13 protein-coding genes and 1 pseudogene are annotated in these 13,650 nt (G+C 52.2%); all 14 read right to left on the bottom strand.

The features are described from left to right. Window positions 1–59: 59 nt before the first annotated feature. Complete coding sequence (locus R2J37_RS02280) at window positions 60–428, bottom strand: cysteine-rich VLP domain-containing protein (RefSeq protein WP_002584962.1); 369 nt, start codon at window positions 426–428, stop codon at window positions 60–62. Beyond that, the gene (locus R2J37_RS02275; RefSeq protein WP_002584963.1) at window positions 425–2,500 is read right to left on the bottom strand and encodes a type IA DNA topoisomerase; all 2,076 of its coding nucleotides are present in this window, start codon (window positions 2,498–2,500) and stop codon (window positions 425–427) included. Before R2J37_RS02275 ends, R2J37_RS02280 begins: the two co-directional genes overlap by 4 nt. Beyond that, window positions 2,497–3,246, bottom strand: coding sequence for a DUF4366 domain-containing protein (locus R2J37_RS02270; protein WP_002584964.1), 750 nt, complete (start codon window positions 3,244–3,246; stop codon window positions 2,497–2,499). The genes R2J37_RS02275 and R2J37_RS02270 overlap by 4 nt, the downstream gene beginning before the upstream one ends. After that, window positions 3,236–3,502 carry a DUF4315 family protein gene (locus R2J37_RS02265; protein WP_002584965.1) on the bottom strand — a complete coding sequence of 89 codons (267 nt, stop codon included), beginning with the start codon at window positions 3,500–3,502 and terminating at the stop codon, window positions 3,236–3,238. Before R2J37_RS02265 ends, R2J37_RS02270 begins: the two co-directional genes overlap by 11 nt. 6 nt (window positions 3,503–3,508) lie before the next feature. Beyond that, window positions 3,509–4,231 carry a phosphoadenosine phosphosulfate reductase domain-containing protein gene (locus tag R2J37_RS02260; protein WP_002604475.1) on the bottom strand — a complete coding sequence of 241 codons (723 nt, stop codon included), beginning with the start codon at window positions 4,229–4,231 and terminating at the stop codon, window positions 3,509–3,511. A gap of 13 nt (window positions 4,232–4,244) precedes the next feature. Next, window positions 4,245–6,215, bottom strand: coding sequence for a C40 family peptidase (locus R2J37_RS02255; protein ID WP_002604476.1), 1,971 nt, complete (start codon window positions 6,213–6,215; stop codon window positions 4,245–4,247). Further along, a complete protein-coding gene (locus tag R2J37_RS02250; RefSeq protein ID WP_002604477.1) occupies window positions 6,212–7,168 on the bottom strand; it encodes a DNA-methyltransferase in 957 nt (318 codons plus the stop codon). The genes R2J37_RS02255 and R2J37_RS02250 overlap by 4 nt, the downstream gene beginning before the upstream one ends. Then, window positions 7,165–9,561, bottom strand: coding sequence for a VirB4-like conjugal transfer ATPase, CD1110 family (locus R2J37_RS02245; protein ID WP_002604478.1), 2,397 nt, complete (start codon window positions 9,559–9,561; stop codon window positions 7,165–7,167). The genes R2J37_RS02250 and R2J37_RS02245 overlap by 4 nt, the downstream gene beginning before the upstream one ends. Beyond that, the gene (locus R2J37_RS02240; RefSeq protein WP_002604479.1) at window positions 9,521–9,913 is read right to left on the bottom strand and encodes a PrgI family protein; all 393 of its coding nucleotides are present in this window, start codon (window positions 9,911–9,913) and stop codon (window positions 9,521–9,523) included. Before R2J37_RS02240 ends, R2J37_RS02245 begins: the two co-directional genes overlap by 41 nt. A gap of 1 nt (window position 9,914) precedes the next feature. Next, complete coding sequence (locus R2J37_RS02235) at window positions 9,915–10,463, bottom strand: MT-A70 family methyltransferase (protein WP_002604480.1); 549 nt, start codon at window positions 10,461–10,463, stop codon at window positions 9,915–9,917. Between the two features lie 10 nt (window positions 10,464–10,473). Beyond that, window positions 10,474–11,325 (bottom strand): VirB6/TrbL-like conjugal transfer protein, CD1112 family, encoded by an 852-nt coding sequence (locus R2J37_RS02230; protein WP_003502113.1) that lies wholly within the window; start codon window positions 11,323–11,325, stop codon window positions 10,474–10,476. A gap of 85 nt (window positions 11,326–11,410) precedes the next feature. Continuing rightward, a pseudogene (locus R2J37_RS02225) lies at window positions 11,411–11,494 on the bottom strand (Maff2 family mobile element protein); the annotation flags it as partial. A gap of 91 nt (window positions 11,495–11,585) precedes the next feature. Continuing rightward, entirely contained in the window at window positions 11,586–13,250 is a 1,665-nt protein-coding gene (locus R2J37_RS02220) for a recombinase family protein (RefSeq protein ID WP_033126284.1), read from the bottom strand. 6 nt (window positions 13,251–13,256) lie between these two features. Then, window positions 13,257–13,454: a hypothetical protein gene (locus R2J37_RS02215; protein WP_033126283.1), complete on the bottom strand. Its 198-nt coding sequence runs from the start codon at window positions 13,452–13,454 to the stop codon at window positions 13,257–13,259. Between the last annotated feature and the right edge of the window lie 196 nt (window positions 13,455–13,650).

Here is a 13,650-nt window from a genome sequence, read left to right as displayed (position 1 = left end):
GCGCTCTCTATGGGAAGCGCGGGCATTTCTCGCAAACGGGTACTCGTTTGCTGTGCTTGCTATGTAGTTGTTTTTATCCGTAAACGCCTGTTTCTCTCGCTTTGGGCTTTCTGTCTGCGGCGTATCTTTGCCGCGCAATCGGGGCAGTATTTCGCCCGGTTGCTGCCCGCCGCAAACGTGCTGCCGCATACCGCGCAACGCTTCAAATCGGTTTCCCCGCTGCGGGTGATCTGTTCGCAAAGCTGCCTGTCGGCGGGTAATACCGCTTCGCGGAAATAGCGGCATAGCAGCGAATAGCTGATACTCTGCACACAAACGCAAGTTTCCCCGTCGTCCAGCAGCAGACAATTCCCGCAATCGTTGTTTGCACAAGCGGCGCGGGTCATTTTCTTTACGGCGCGGTATTGCTTTTCATCAAGCCTTATCATTTTCGGTTCTGCTCGACGCGGAAGTTTACATACTTGCCGCCTGTGTCGGCAAGCAGCACAACTCCGTCAAAGGTCTTTCCCGTCTTGGTCGAGTACATACCTTTGATTTTTACCTTTCCGTCTTTCAAAAGGGCGGCGGCAATCGCCTTTGTGAAAGCCTTTTTGCGCTGCTCAAAAAAGCGGTCATTCTTCCACATCACAAAGCTGCAAGCCCTGTCGGAGCAGTAAAAGTTTTTCTTGCCCTCGTAAACCGCCGCGCCGCAACGGGGGCAAGTGCCGATTGCTTCCCGCTGTGGGGTAAACAGCTTCGCTTTATCCTCGGAAATCGCGGAATAGGTCTTGACAAGCCCCGCTGTCATTTCCTCAATCCCGCGCATGAAGTCGGCGGGGCTGTCGCTGCCCTTTGCAATCCCGGTAAGGCGCGTTTCCCATTCTGCCGTAAGCTGCGGGGACGTAAGGCTGTCGGGCAGAATAGCGACAAGGTTATACCCGTCCTTTGTGGGGATTAGCTTTTTGCCCTTGCGCTCGGCAAAGCCCGCGCTAATGAGTTTTTCAATGATACCCGCCCGCGTCGCGGTGGTGCCTAACCCTTTGCGCTCCGCGTCCTCCGGCGTGTCCTCCTTTCCCGCACTCTCCATAGCCGAAAGTAACGTATCTTCGGTAAATGCCTTTGGGGGCTGCGTGTAACGTTCGGAGATCTCCGCTGCCGGATTGTCAAAGGTCTGCCCCTCGGCAAGCGGGGGTAAAACCGCTTCCGGCTCTGCGTCCTCGTCCTGTTCCCCGGACGCGGCGCGGGATAGTCTTTCAATCTCGCGCCAACCCTCGCAAAGCGTCGTCCTGCCCTTTGCGGTAAAGGTATAGCCGCCGCAAGTGAAAACCGCCGTAACCGCTTCATACTCATAGGGCGCGGCAACGGCGCAAAGCAGTTTTGCGCACACAAGGGTCATTAGCTTTTTCTCACTTTCGGCAAGGGAAGAAAAGCCCGTTTTCACAAACTCCGCTGTCGGCAAAATGGCGTGATGGTCGGTTACTTTGCTGTTGTCGCAAATCCTCGCAAGGTCGGCTTGCAGCTTCACGCCCTGCATAAAGGGGAGAGCAGCGCAAAGGCCGGTGATAAGTTCCTTTGTGCTGCCCTCCATATCGGAAGTGATATATTTGCTGTCGGTGCGGGGATAGGTCAAAAGCCGTTTTTCATAAAGGGCTTGCGCATAGTCAAGGGTCTGTTTCGCCGTAAACCCATACAAACGGTTTGCTTCCCGCTGCAAGGCGGTGAGGTCAAACAGTTTCGGCGGGGCTGCGGTCTTTTTCTCTTTTTTAAGGGAAGTACAAACGGCCTGCGATTTCTCGCAAGCCGCTTTCATCTGCCGCGCCGCCGCTTCGTCGTCCTGCCTTTCGGAAAGGGCGGCAACGCCGCCAACGTCCAGCCGGACGACATGATATTTCTCTTTCTTAAAGCTGCTGATTGCATAGTCGCGGTTTACCAGCATAGCAAGGGTGGGCGTTTGCACTCTGCCGACATTCAATGTTTTATGGTAGAGGATAGAGAAAAGGCGGGTCGCGTTAATGCCAATGAGCCAATCGGCCTTTGCTCTGCAAAGCGCGGATTGATAGAGGTTGTCATAGCCGCGCCCGTCTTTGAGATTTGAAAAGCCCTCGCGGATTGCACTTGCTTCCATGCTGCTAATCCAAAGGCGGGAAAAGGGCTTTTTGCAATTCGCCTGTTCATAGACAAAGCGGAAAATGAGTTCCCCCTCGCGCCCGCTGTCGCAAGCATTGATAATCTCGGTAACGTCGCTGCGGTGCATAAGGTCTTTGAGAATGGAAAACTGCTGCTCCTTGCCGCTGGCAACAATAAACTGCCACTCCTGCGGGACAATGGGAAGATCGTCGTACTTCCATTTACGGAATTGTTCATTGTAGGTCGCCGCGTCTGCAAGGCTAATCAAATGCCCGATACACCACGACACAAGGTAGCCGCCGCCCTCAAAATATCCGCTGCGCTTTTCATTCGCGCCCATAACGGCGGCAATCGCCGCCCCGACGCTCGGTTTTTCTGCAATTACAAGTTTCATAGATTATCGTCCTCCTGCTCGGTCTGTTCGGTTTCGACTACTTCCGTTTCCTCGTCGTCCTCGTCAAAATCAAGGTCGTCAAGGCTGCTGCTGCCTTTCGCCGCGTCCTTTTTGGGCTTCAAAATCTTAAAGTAGTAGAACGCGCCGCCGCCCGCTGCGGCAACAAGCAGCACGACAAGCAGAATACCCATGCCGCCGCCTTTTTCTTCTTCCGGCGGCTGCTCGGTTTCTTCCGGCTCCGGCTCGGCTTCCACACCCGCGCACTCGCTCATGTTGACGCTGCAAACCGGGCAAGCGGTGTTGACGCTTCCGGCAACGCATTTATCGGTGCAGCTACAAACGGGGGCTTCGGTCTGCCCGTCCTCCATAAGGGCGGTTAAATCCGCTTCGTCCACTTGGTTAAGGAAATGGACGGTATTTTCCCCGTCCTCGGCGCGGTCAATGATGATGTAAAAATAGTTGCCACTTTTGGTAACGACGGTGATAAACTGCTTGTCGCCGGACGCTTCACCCGTTATATCGTCCACAAGGGACATATTCCCGTCCGGGGTAAGGGGCTGCGGCTCATAGCCGCCCGTCGTTTCTTCCGGCTCGGTTTCCGGCGCGGGGGTTTCCTCGGTTACGGGGGTAGGCGTGTCGTCGCTTTCATCGCCACCGCCCGCATAAGCGGTAACAGAAAAGCCGCACATGATAACCAGTGCGGCAAGCAATACGGTAAACTTTCGGATTATCTTTTTATTCTTCATTGTCGTTGTCCTCCTGTTCGGCGGGGTAAGTGGCTTCCGGCTGCGGCAAGGTGATTTCGCCGCTGGCGTAAGCGGAGAGGAACGCGGCAAGCTGCGTCCCGTCAAGGTGTACCGCCTTTACCATTTGCACGATCTGCGCGTTTTCTTCCTCGACTTTCTGCGCTTCAAGGTCTTTCAGCTTCTTTTGCTGTTCAAGGATTTTTGCCCTCGTTTTCTCAATATCCCTTTCGATACGGTCAAGTTTCGTGTTCGCCATAGTCATTTACTCCTTTCCAAACTGTTCTTTCCATGAATAGCTGCGCCCCAATCCCTTAACGGTTTTAAGATAGGGCATAGCGTTTTCTTCCAAAGTCGCCGCCCGGTTAAATAGATCGGGATAGTGTTCTTTGAGATATAAAATCTCTTGTTTCTTCATGCTCGGACAAAAGAAACAGGACGATTTACCCGGCTGCGGCAATCCTGCCGCTTTGATTTCCCGGATACAATCGTCCCTGTTCCAGCCCCATTCTTCAATGAGGGGGTAGCGGTTATGATATTTTTTGTCGGCTTCGTTGTACTTGCGGGAATGTTCATACCGTTTCACTTCTCCCGCGTCATAGCCGATATAGCGGTTGACTTTCTCGCCGCGCTGCCATACTTCGCGGCAAGGCGCATAGTGGTTGCAAAACTTTTCCTGCGGTGCGATTTTGTGTTTCTGCGAACAACGCTTATGCCCGTAGGCAATCGACGGGAGCGTATGAGAGCGCAAGCACTCGGTTTCAAGAGATAGGCGGTTGCCGTAGCGGTCAACATACTGCACAACGGTAATCTGCGGCATACCGTGTTCCGCAAGCCATTGATTGATTATCTCGATAAATTGATAGGTATGCGGGTGTTCCGCGCCCGTATCGGCAAAGGTGATAAGGTCAATCGGGATTTTGTGCTTGTATAGGCCAATAAGTAAGGCGGCACTATTCGTGCCGCCGCCAAAAGATACAATATTCATTTTTCAACTCCTTTTAATTGTAATTTAACCGCCCGTAGGCGTAAAAGTGGGATTGCCAATAGCTGGTGTCCAGCTTTGAATACTGGATAGGGTCGCCACAATGCAGCATGACGGGGCTTCCGTCCCCGTCCTCGCCCACATAAATCCCCACATGGGAAACGCCGGGGGTGTCGTATGTACCCGTAAAGAACACCAAATCCCCCGGCTGCGGGTTAGAAACAGGGGTTGAGATGTTGTAAAGCCCTTGCGCCCCAAGTCTGCCCGTATTGTATAGGCCGCTGTTCGTCAACACATAACTCACAAAGCCGCTGCAATCAAAAGAGGTTTCCGGGGTGCTGCCGCCCCACACATAGGGAAAACCGACGTATTTATCTGCTTCCTCCATGAGCCGCGCAAACTTTTCATCGGAACCCAGCAGCGCGGCGGGTACTTCATAATCGGCGGGCGGGTTTTCATAGTATTTAGACACATAGCCGGATTGCGGGAAAAGGTCGGGTCTGTTTCCCAGCGACGACATATACATAGCGTACATGGATAGCTGTTCTTCGCCCATGATGTAAACGGGGACATGGGAGAGGTTGAAGTTTTCCAAATCCACATGAAGAATGTAATAGTTATAGGGGACTTCAACCGTATAGGGGTTGCCCTCGCTGTCCGTCCTTGTTTCGGTGCGGTAGCGTACCTGTACTTCTTCCTCGACCGTCAAGATATACTGTTTCTCAAAGAGCATTTCAAGGGTGCTTTGCACTTCATCGAGTGTAAACACGCCCTCATGCCACGCGGAAAGGATAGAAATTAGCACATAGGGGTCATGCTCGATCTCGTCCGCGTTTACCCGGTATTCGTCATAGCCGGGGTATTCGCTTTCGATATTGTCCAGCATATCTTGTAACTCGGCTTCCATAGCGGCATACGCGCTTTCCGCGCCCGTTATATCCGCGTCCTCGGAGAGATAGGACGACGCAATCAAGCCGCTGCCGCTGTTGCCGCCAAAGAGGGAGCAAGAGGACAGCCCGCCGAAAAGCAGCAGCACGATAAAGGCAATCCCGCCCACAATCAAGCAGCCTTTCCAATGCCGGACAACAAAGAACGTCGCCCGTTTGGTTTCCTGCGCGGTTTTCTTCGCCGCCTTTGCGGTGGCTTCAGCGGTTTTTTTCGCTTTGCCGCCCGCTTTCAGCGTTTTTGCATACTGCTTTTTAATGCGCTGCTTCTGCCAAAAACGGGAAATGGGGTTGGAGTGCGCAAGCGCGGGGTTATCGTGCAACGCCTTTTGATAGAGAAAATCTGCGTTTGCCTTTACCGCTTGTTTTTCCGCTGCCGCCGCTGCCCGGTAGGGTTTCAGCTTATGGCGGCGTATGCCGCCCTTAACTGCCCGCGCCGCCATGCCGCCCGCTTTCTCTCCGGCAAGTTCTACCCGGTGCCCGCTTTCCACACCGACGTTTTCTTTCTCTACCTCGTAGATTTTCCCATGTACGGTACTGTTTAACTCCTGTGCCGGACGGGATAAGGGGTTATGCCGCAACTTGCCGTTTGGGGGCTTATCCGTCTTTTCAAAGGAAAGGCGCGTCTTTGCCTTGCCTTTCGCTTCGTCAAAAACGCGCTCTTTCTTGATTTTGGTCTGCTTGGGGATAGCCGCCCGCGCTGCGTCTAAACAGTCTGCCGCCTTATCCGATTTCTTGATCGCTTTTTGAAGTTCCGGCGTTGCCCGTTCCGCTTCGGAAAACTGCAAGCGGGAAGAATGGGTTTTAGGCTGCGTCGCGTCAAGGGCTTTTTTCTCCGCGCCTTTTGCTGCGTGTCGCTCAATCTCTGCGCCGATATGCTGCACAACCTTTTCCGCTGCCACCCCTGCGGGGGCTGAATAGTTTTCTTCCTGCGGCCTTTCGCTGATACTGGACGTTTCGCCCGTCGTGAGGTTTTCCGCAACCGCACCGTCGCGGGTCATTTTTTGCGTTACCTTGTCGGGGGCTTTCAGTTCCTTGCTCAATCTTCATCACCTCCAATCCGCTGTTTTGCAAGTTCGCAATAGTCGGGGTTTAACTCAATGCCGATATAGCGGCGGTTAAGCCGTTTTGCTACCATGCCCGTCGTGCCGCTGCCGAAAAAGGGGTCAAGGACAATCCCGCCGATGGGACAGCCCGCCAAAATGCACGTTTCCGCAAGTTTCGGCGGGAACGCTGCGAAATGCCCGCCATGATAGCCGACATTGTTAATCTGCCAAACGTTGCGGCGGCTGCGGACGGGAGAAATCAACTCGTCGGCGTATGCGCCCTTTTCGCGGGGGCGGTTGATTTTCTGCGGTTGGTTTTGCCCCGGAACAGTAACGTTATACTTATTTCCTTTGCTAACTCCGCTTTTCAGCCGCCCCGCCGTTGTGGGGGCTATCGGCTCGGCTACTGCTTGCCAATCGTAATAATACTTCTTTGACTTGGTAAGCAGAAACACATATTCATAGCAGCGGGTCGGCCTGTCCCGCGTGCTTTCCGGCATGGGGTTTGTTTTGTGCCAAATGATAGAACTGCGCAAATACCAACCGTCGCCCCGCAAGGCGAGGGCTACAAGCCACGGAATACCAATTAAATCTTTGGGCTTGCAGCCGGGGGCGCGGTGGTTAAACGCCACTTGCTGCCCGTTCCTGCCTTTGGGGTATTTGGGGTCTTGGTGGTCGGCTTTGCTGCCTGTGCCGCAATAAGTGTCCGCGATATTCAGCCAACAAGTACCCTCCGGCGTAAGCACCCGCTTTACCTCATGGAATACCGCCGTAATACGGGAAACATATTCCTCCGGCGTTGCTTCCCGTCCGATCTGCCCGTCTGCGCCGTAGTCCCGCAAGGCATAGTAGGGTGGGGACGTTACGCAACAATCAACTGCATTTTCCGGCAAGGTTTGAAGCACCTGCAAGCTGTCGCCGCAATAGATTTTGTCCATTTCTATCCTCATGCCGACACCTCGCCGGGTTTGGTCGTCATTACACGATAGAGTTCCGTATCTTGCGGGAAACGGTCAATAAAGGGCAAAATCACGTTGCCATAGAAGATAAGCCCCTCGCCCGCGTCGGAATGGGTTACATAGGTCATTTGCTGCTGCGAAATGTTAAGCTGCTTTGCAAGGATTTCCCTGTCGCCCTGGGCTTGGTTGAGCATATACACAAAATCGCTGTTTTCAAAAATGTTCTCCACCTCGCGGGACGATAACAAATCTTTCACGTTTTGGGTGATACCTGTCGGAATACCGCCCCATTTTCTAAAACGCTTCCAAATCTCAACGCTGTACGCTGCGGTCTGTTCCTCTTTGAGCAGCAAATGAAACTCGTCGATATAGTACCGCGTCGCCTTGCCTTCGCTGCGGTTTATGGTAACTCTGTTCCAAACTTGATCTTGGACAATGAGCATACCGAGTTTTCGTAGCTGGGTGCCGAGTTCTTTAATATCAAAGCAGACAAGGCGGTTGTGAATGTCAACGTTTGTTTGGTGGTTAAACACGTTCAAACTGCCATTTACATAGAGTTCCAATGCCGACGCGATACGCTGCGCTTCCTTTTCCGGCTGCTTCTTGATTTCATTGTAGAGGTCGCCCAAAATCGGCATATTCTCCGGCTTCGGGTCTGCAAGGTAGCTGCGGTACACGCTGATAACGGCGCGGTCAATCAAAGTCTTTTCAACCGCTTCCAGCCCGTTTTTGCCGCCCATAATCAACTCGCAAAAGGAAAGGATAAAATCGCTCTTTAAGGCTATGGGCGTGTCGCCCTCGCTGTAATTGAGGTTTATATCCATCGGGTTAATGTACTGCGTGCTGTTCTGCGAAACCTTGATAACCTGCCCTTTCAGCCGTTCCACAAGGGGGTAATATTCCGCTTCCGGGTCGCAAATGATAATATCGTCTGCGGTAATGAGAAAAGCGTTGGTGATCTCGCGCTTTGCCGAAAAACTCTTGCCGCTGCCGGGTGTGCCGAGTATCAAGCCGTTAGGGTTCTTCAGCCTTTTCCTGTCGCACAAAATCATGTTATTCGATAATGCGTTTAAGCCGTAATACAACGCTTCGCCGCTTTGGAACAGCTCTTGTACCGTAAAGGGGACGAAAATGGCGGTGCTGGAAGTCGTCAAGCCCCGCTGGATTTGGATTAGGTTTTCGCCCAATGGGATAGAGGACATAAGCCCCTGTTCCTGCCGGTAGTCAAGGCGGGTGAGCATACAGTTGTATTTCTGTGCGATACTTGCGGCCTGAAATACGTCGTTGTCCAATTTCTGCTTTGTGTCTGCCACATTCAAAACTAACAGCGTAAGCAAAAACATTCGCTCGTTCCGGCTCTGCAAATCCCGCAAAAGGTTTTTCGCTTCGCCGCCGTAGGTGGCAAGGTCGGACGGAATTATATCCATATCGTAGCCGCTGCGGATTGCCTTTTTCTGTTCCTCGATTTTCATACGGTCAAGGTCGGTGATTTTCCGCTTGATCGTCTTGATCGCTTCGTTGTGGTCGATACTCTGAATGTGCAGATTGACGACAATCCCGTTTTCCGCTTCCATGAAGTCGGCAAGCATACGGTCTGAAAGTTCCGGCGCGGCAATCTGCAAAAAGGAAACCGCGCCAAACTTCCCGCCCATTTGAAACATTCGCCCGTCGCCAAAACGGAAAGAGGACGGGGCAATAAAGTCTTTGACGGAAAGGCCGCTTACGGGTAGCCATTCCCACGCAAAGTTGAAGCGTTCCCCGTCCGGGTGGAAAAGCCCATGCAGCACTTCAAGCCGCTGCTTCCCGTCCAATACCCGCGCCGCCGCGCCGATCACCTTAAAATGGTTGAGGGTGTCCGTTTCGATACGGGCAAGCCGCGCCCGCGCCGATTTAATATCTTTTGCTTCAATGGTAAAGGTGAGAAACTTTGTCTTGATAAGCCCGTTGTTGCCGCGTTCAAGCTGTGTTTGCAGCATTTCGGTGTATTCGGCTCTGATACTGTCAAAGTCGTCATTCTGTGGGGCAATCGTGATACTGCTCTTGAAATCCTCCTTGTTCGCATGGCGGCTGATTAAGGAAAGCTGCACACTGATAGAAGCGTCAAAAGAGTTATACATATCGCAAAGGGCTTCAAAAATGGCGGTCTTGTCGTCCGGCTGCGCAAGCTGATAGTTAATATCTTCAAACTCAATGCACTTGGAATACCGCCCGTTTGCAAGGCGGCAAATCCCGTCCTTATACATTCGTTCAAACGGTATGCTGTCCTGCGCCGTATGGGGCTTCCCGTCGCCCTTTGACTGCCGGATAAGCGCGTCGATCTGTTTCTTTTCCTGCCGCGTAAGTTTACGCTTTTTGTTTTGGGTCTTTCCCTTTTCCTTTGACAATCGCCCGTACCTCCTTATCTAATCGCTCCTGCCGCGCAAGGGCGGTATAAAAATTGTTGGTCTGATAAGGTCGCTCTTTGGGGCGAAGAAACTTCACTTCCACAAATTGCCGTATAATCACTTCCAGCGGTTGCCCGTTCTTCTCGTACATAGCGAGTAGGAACATGGGCAGCATGGCAAGCACCATGCACAAAGCCGCCGTTGTCGTTCCCGCGCTGTCCTTTGTCAAAAAGAATAGCGGTAGCCCGATAGCCACCGCCGCGCCGAAACAGAGTAATTGTCTTTTGGTAAGGTTGAACATTACCTTGCTCTTGATTTTGGTTAAATCCTTTGGGACGGTTACATACGCCATTTCAAACCTCCTTTCCGGCAAACCGTATGTCGCTTTTGATTTCATTTCCCCATACGTCCCAACCAGGGGTATGCTGCCTTGCAAACAGTTCAATACGCGGTAGGTCGCCCATAAGGGCAAGTATCTTTTCCCGCGTTATATCCGGCTTTTTGCTGTGCTGCTCAACAGGGGAAATAATAAATTGATGTACCTTGTTTGATTGTCGCTTCGGGTGTCCTTTGGTAGCAAGCAAGCAGATTTCCGCATTTCCTCGCGTCCAAAAGCCCAAGCCATAAAACCAAGTGGGCGATTTCCGATTTTGCTTTAACCATACAAAGGCAACGGATTTATAGGTAAATCCCCAAGCCTTGATTAACTGCAACGCTTCTTTAAGCTGCGGGAACGTCGCCCATAGGAATAAAATACAGTCCTTATCCGCAATTTCTTTGACGGGTAAAGCGCAAAGTTCCTCAATACTCATAGTGGGATAGTGCTTTTCCGCTGCGCCCTGTACCTTGCTTCTCGCGTATCTCCAAGGGGGATCGGCGTAAATGATTTTGTATTTCTTCATCTGCACCCCCTTAATGCGCGCTGAATACGGATTTTGCAAGGCTTCCCGTTTTGAAAAGCGTAAAACACAAGAGGACGGTATAGCCCATGCAAGACCAGATCGCGCCGGATATGTCATCGGTTGCTGCGATTGTCTGTATCAAAACCGCATAAATACCGACGCACACAAGAATTAGAAAAGCCTGAAAACCGAGGGCAAGCAAGGATTTTAAGTAGTTCTGTCCCATGCCGCCCCATTCACGATTTACCATTGTCGCAACGGGGATAGGGGCGATACTCGTTACAAGGTATATTTCAATCATGCGCCCGTACACCACCAGCATGATACAGATAGACAACGCTTTCATGGTAAGCCCCACAAAGAGTGATTGAAACCATAGCCCCAAAAGCCCGCCGACGCTCATAGCGTCCAGCTTTGCTTCTATATCGGTGATAACGGTTGCAATATCTATGCTTGTGTCGGATATGATAACGCCCGCGCTGTCGTTGACGACGCTCTGTGTAATGTCAAATACGCCCATGACGATGTTCCAAGTATTTGTTACCAGCAGCACCGCAACAAAGGTTTTGAAAATCCACTTGAAGAAAATCCAAGTGTCGAGATCGTGCAGATTGTTTTTCTCAATTACAAGCTGGATTAGTTCGTAGCACATGACAAAGGTAATGATAACGCCCGCAATCGGCACAATGACGTTTTCCGATAGGCTGCGTATCATATTGAATATGCCCGCGTTCCACCCGGCGGGGGTTGTGCCGACTTGCGTTGCGATTTCTCCAACCTCTGTATTTACGCTGTCGAACAGCCCGGAGAGATTAGAGAGTATTCCGTCTGTCAAAATGCCGCGAAACCAATCTTCAATCATCTGCCATATCAAAAGCTAATCCCTCCTTTCCCGCGCCCTCCCGCGTGAAGCGGGAGAGCGCGGCGGGTAGTGTTAGTTTGTGGCATTATCCAAACAGGCCGGAGAGCAGCGGGACAAGGGTAAGGCCGATAAGGGCAACGCCGCCGCCCGCCATCAACTGTTTTATCCCCAAATAGGTGTAGGAAAACGGCTCGATGGCGGGCGGCGGCGTGTCAAGAAATATCTATGGAGTTTTTAAGAACCGCCCCGGCGGGGGCAGGTCAGGCCGTGACCTGCTCCACTTCCGGGATGGGTTTGAGATTGAAATGAATTTCGATAGAAATGTGTCTTGTCTTATCGCTGTCTATACTCTCATGGACAACGATTTCTTTAATCAGGCGGTTTAAGGTGGCGGCGTCCAGTTCCGTGATGTCGGCGTATTCCTGAATGGCTTCCACCCATTGGCGGGCGTCACACGCAAGCCGGATTTCATCGGCCAGCTTTTTCCGGCCTTCCTCAACCCTTGCCTTCAACTCGGCCTGTTCCGCCTGCGTCTTTTCCATCAGCAGATTGAAGTTCGCTTCGCTGATACGTCCGGCAACCATGTCCTCATACAGCCGCAGCACCATCTTTTCCAGAACGTCAATCCGTTCCTCGTCTTTGGTAAGGGAACGCTCCAATGCTTCCCGCTGGCCTTTCTGCTCTGCTTCGCAGGTATCGGTCAGCTTCCCGGCAACGGCTTCCCCGTCCATCAGGGCGGCTCTGGCGCACTCCCGGATTTTGTTCAGTACAAGGCTGTAAAGGGTGTCGTACTCAACCCGGTGCTGGGTACAGTGCTGTTTCCCGTAGGCGTTGTAGGTCTTACAGGAATAAATCTGCTTCGGGTGCTTGTCGTTGGTGTAGCGGATCGTCAGCGACTTCCCGCACTCGCCGCACTTGATAAGCCCCGCAAACAGGCTGATTTCCCCGGTCTGGCGGGGGCGCTGCCGGGATTTCAGCTTGCGCTGCACGATGTCAAAGGTCTTGCGGTCAACAAGCGGCTCATGCTGGTTCTCCACCACAATCCAGTCCTCCGGCTTCTTCTCCCCGATGGTGCCGATTTTGAAGCGGTATTCCTTCTTCTGGGAAGCGATAGCGCCGGTGTAGACGGGGTTCATCAGGATGTCCTTAATCACGGAGAAATCCCACATATACCGCCCGTTTACCGGGTCTTTCTTTTCCCACTTGGTTGACACGTTCCGAAAGCCCCGCACCCGGTTCCAGTAGGTCGGGCATGGGATTTTTTCTTCTTCCAGCCTGCGCCGGATGTAGTTGGGGCCGTGTCCTTCCAGCGCCCACGCAAACAGACGCCGGACAATGGGGGCCGTTTCCTCATCAATCAGCAGATGGTTTTTGTCCTCCGGGTCTTTCCGATACCCGAAGGGGGCAAGGCAGCCGGTAAACTGGCCTTTCTGCGCTTTCAGCAGATAAGAGGAATGAACCTTCTTGGAAATGTCCTTGCTGTACATCTCGTTGAGGATGTTCTTGAACGGCGCAATGTCGTTGTTGTCCCGCATGGTGTCGATACCGTCATTCATGGCGATATACCGGACGCCGTGGCGGGGGAAGAAATCTTCAATCAGGAAGCCGGTCTGCAAGTAATTCCTACCCAGTCTGGATAGGTCTTTCGTGACCACAAGGTTTATCTGCCTGCGCTCGATGGCTTTCAACATCCGTTTCAGGTCGGGGCGCTCCATGTTCAGCCCCGTGTAGCCATCGTCCTGATAGACTGCAACAACCTCCCATCCCTGCTTCTCGCAGTAGGTTTCCAGCATATCCCGCTGGTTTGCAATGCTGGCGCTCTCCCCGTCAAGGTCATCGTCCTTGGAAAGCCTGCAATAGATAGCCGCCCGGAAGCTGCCCGCCAGTATTGCGTCCATGCCTGTATATTCCATTCCGTTCATCATAACCGTTTACCCGCACAATCCAGACGGAACACGGTCACTCTGAACCTTGTCTTTATTATACTCTAAATCTTGCTTTTTCGCAAGATATTCTTTATTATTTCTCTGGCTGTATTTCTGTGCAATCAGGCTCACGAAAACATCCGTAGCGTCCAGTTCGCCGTCAAATACCGTTGTGACATGGATTTCAGTTTTGCTTTTTGCCATAGGCAGTTACCTCCATAAATAAAATAAGCCAGACAGGAGAAGGTCGGCAACGAAGTCCGGCAACGGTCTTCAAAAAACCTCGAAAACAATCTCTGTCTGGCGGGTTACTGTTTATTTACTTTTTCTTTTATTTTTCTGTTGCTTTGGTTGTCAGAGGGGAGAAAAGCCCGCAGTTACGGTCTTTTTCCCGGCAACC

It is taken from the genome of Claveliimonas bilis, from assembly GCF_030296775.1.
GTDB lineage: Bacteria > Bacillota > Clostridia > Lachnospirales > Lachnospiraceae > Claveliimonas > Claveliimonas bilis.
Note: the sequence above shows the minus strand (reverse complement) of the source record. Positions and strands in the feature narration are given on the sequence as shown.

What these genes read in the sequence shown, in the direction of transcription:
- R2J37_RS02280 (WP_002584962.1), bottom strand. Translation starts at nt 428, where the DNA reads ATGATAAGGCTTGATGAAAAGCAATACCGCGCCGTAAAGAAAATGACC.
- R2J37_RS02275 (WP_002584963.1), bottom strand. Translation starts at nt 2,500, where the DNA reads ATGAAACTTGTAATTGCAGAAAAACCGAGCGTCGGGGCGGCGATTGCC.
- R2J37_RS02270 (WP_002584964.1), bottom strand. Translation starts at nt 3,246, where the DNA reads ATGAAGAATAAAAAGATAATCCGAAAGTTTACCGTATTGCTTGCCGCA.
- R2J37_RS02265 (WP_002584965.1), bottom strand. Translation starts at nt 3,502, where the DNA reads ATGGCGAACACGAAACTTGACCGTATCGAAAGGGATATTGAGAAAACG.
- R2J37_RS02260 (WP_002604475.1), bottom strand. Translation starts at nt 4,231, where the DNA reads ATGAATATTGTATCTTTTGGCGGCGGCACGAATAGTGCCGCCTTACTT.
- R2J37_RS02250 (WP_002604477.1), bottom strand. Translation starts at nt 7,168, where the DNA reads ATGAGGATAGAAATGGACAAAATCTATTGCGGCGACAGCTTGCAGGTG.
- R2J37_RS02240 (WP_002604479.1), bottom strand. Translation starts at nt 9,913, where the DNA reads ATGGCGTATGTAACCGTCCCAAAGGATTTAACCAAAATCAAGAGCAAG.
- R2J37_RS02235 (WP_002604480.1), bottom strand. Translation starts at nt 10,463, where the DNA reads ATGAAGAAATACAAAATCATTTACGCCGATCCCCCTTGGAGATACGCG.
- R2J37_RS02230 (WP_003502113.1), bottom strand. Translation starts at nt 11,325, where the DNA reads ATGATTGAAGATTGGTTTCGCGGCATTTTGACAGACGGAATACTCTCT.
- R2J37_RS02220 (WP_033126284.1), bottom strand. Translation starts at nt 13,250, where the DNA reads ATGATGAACGGAATGGAATATACAGGCATGGACGCAATACTGGCGGGC.
- R2J37_RS02215 (WP_033126283.1), bottom strand. Translation starts at nt 13,454, where the DNA reads ATGGCAAAAAGCAAAACTGAAATCCATGTCACAACGGTATTTGACGGC.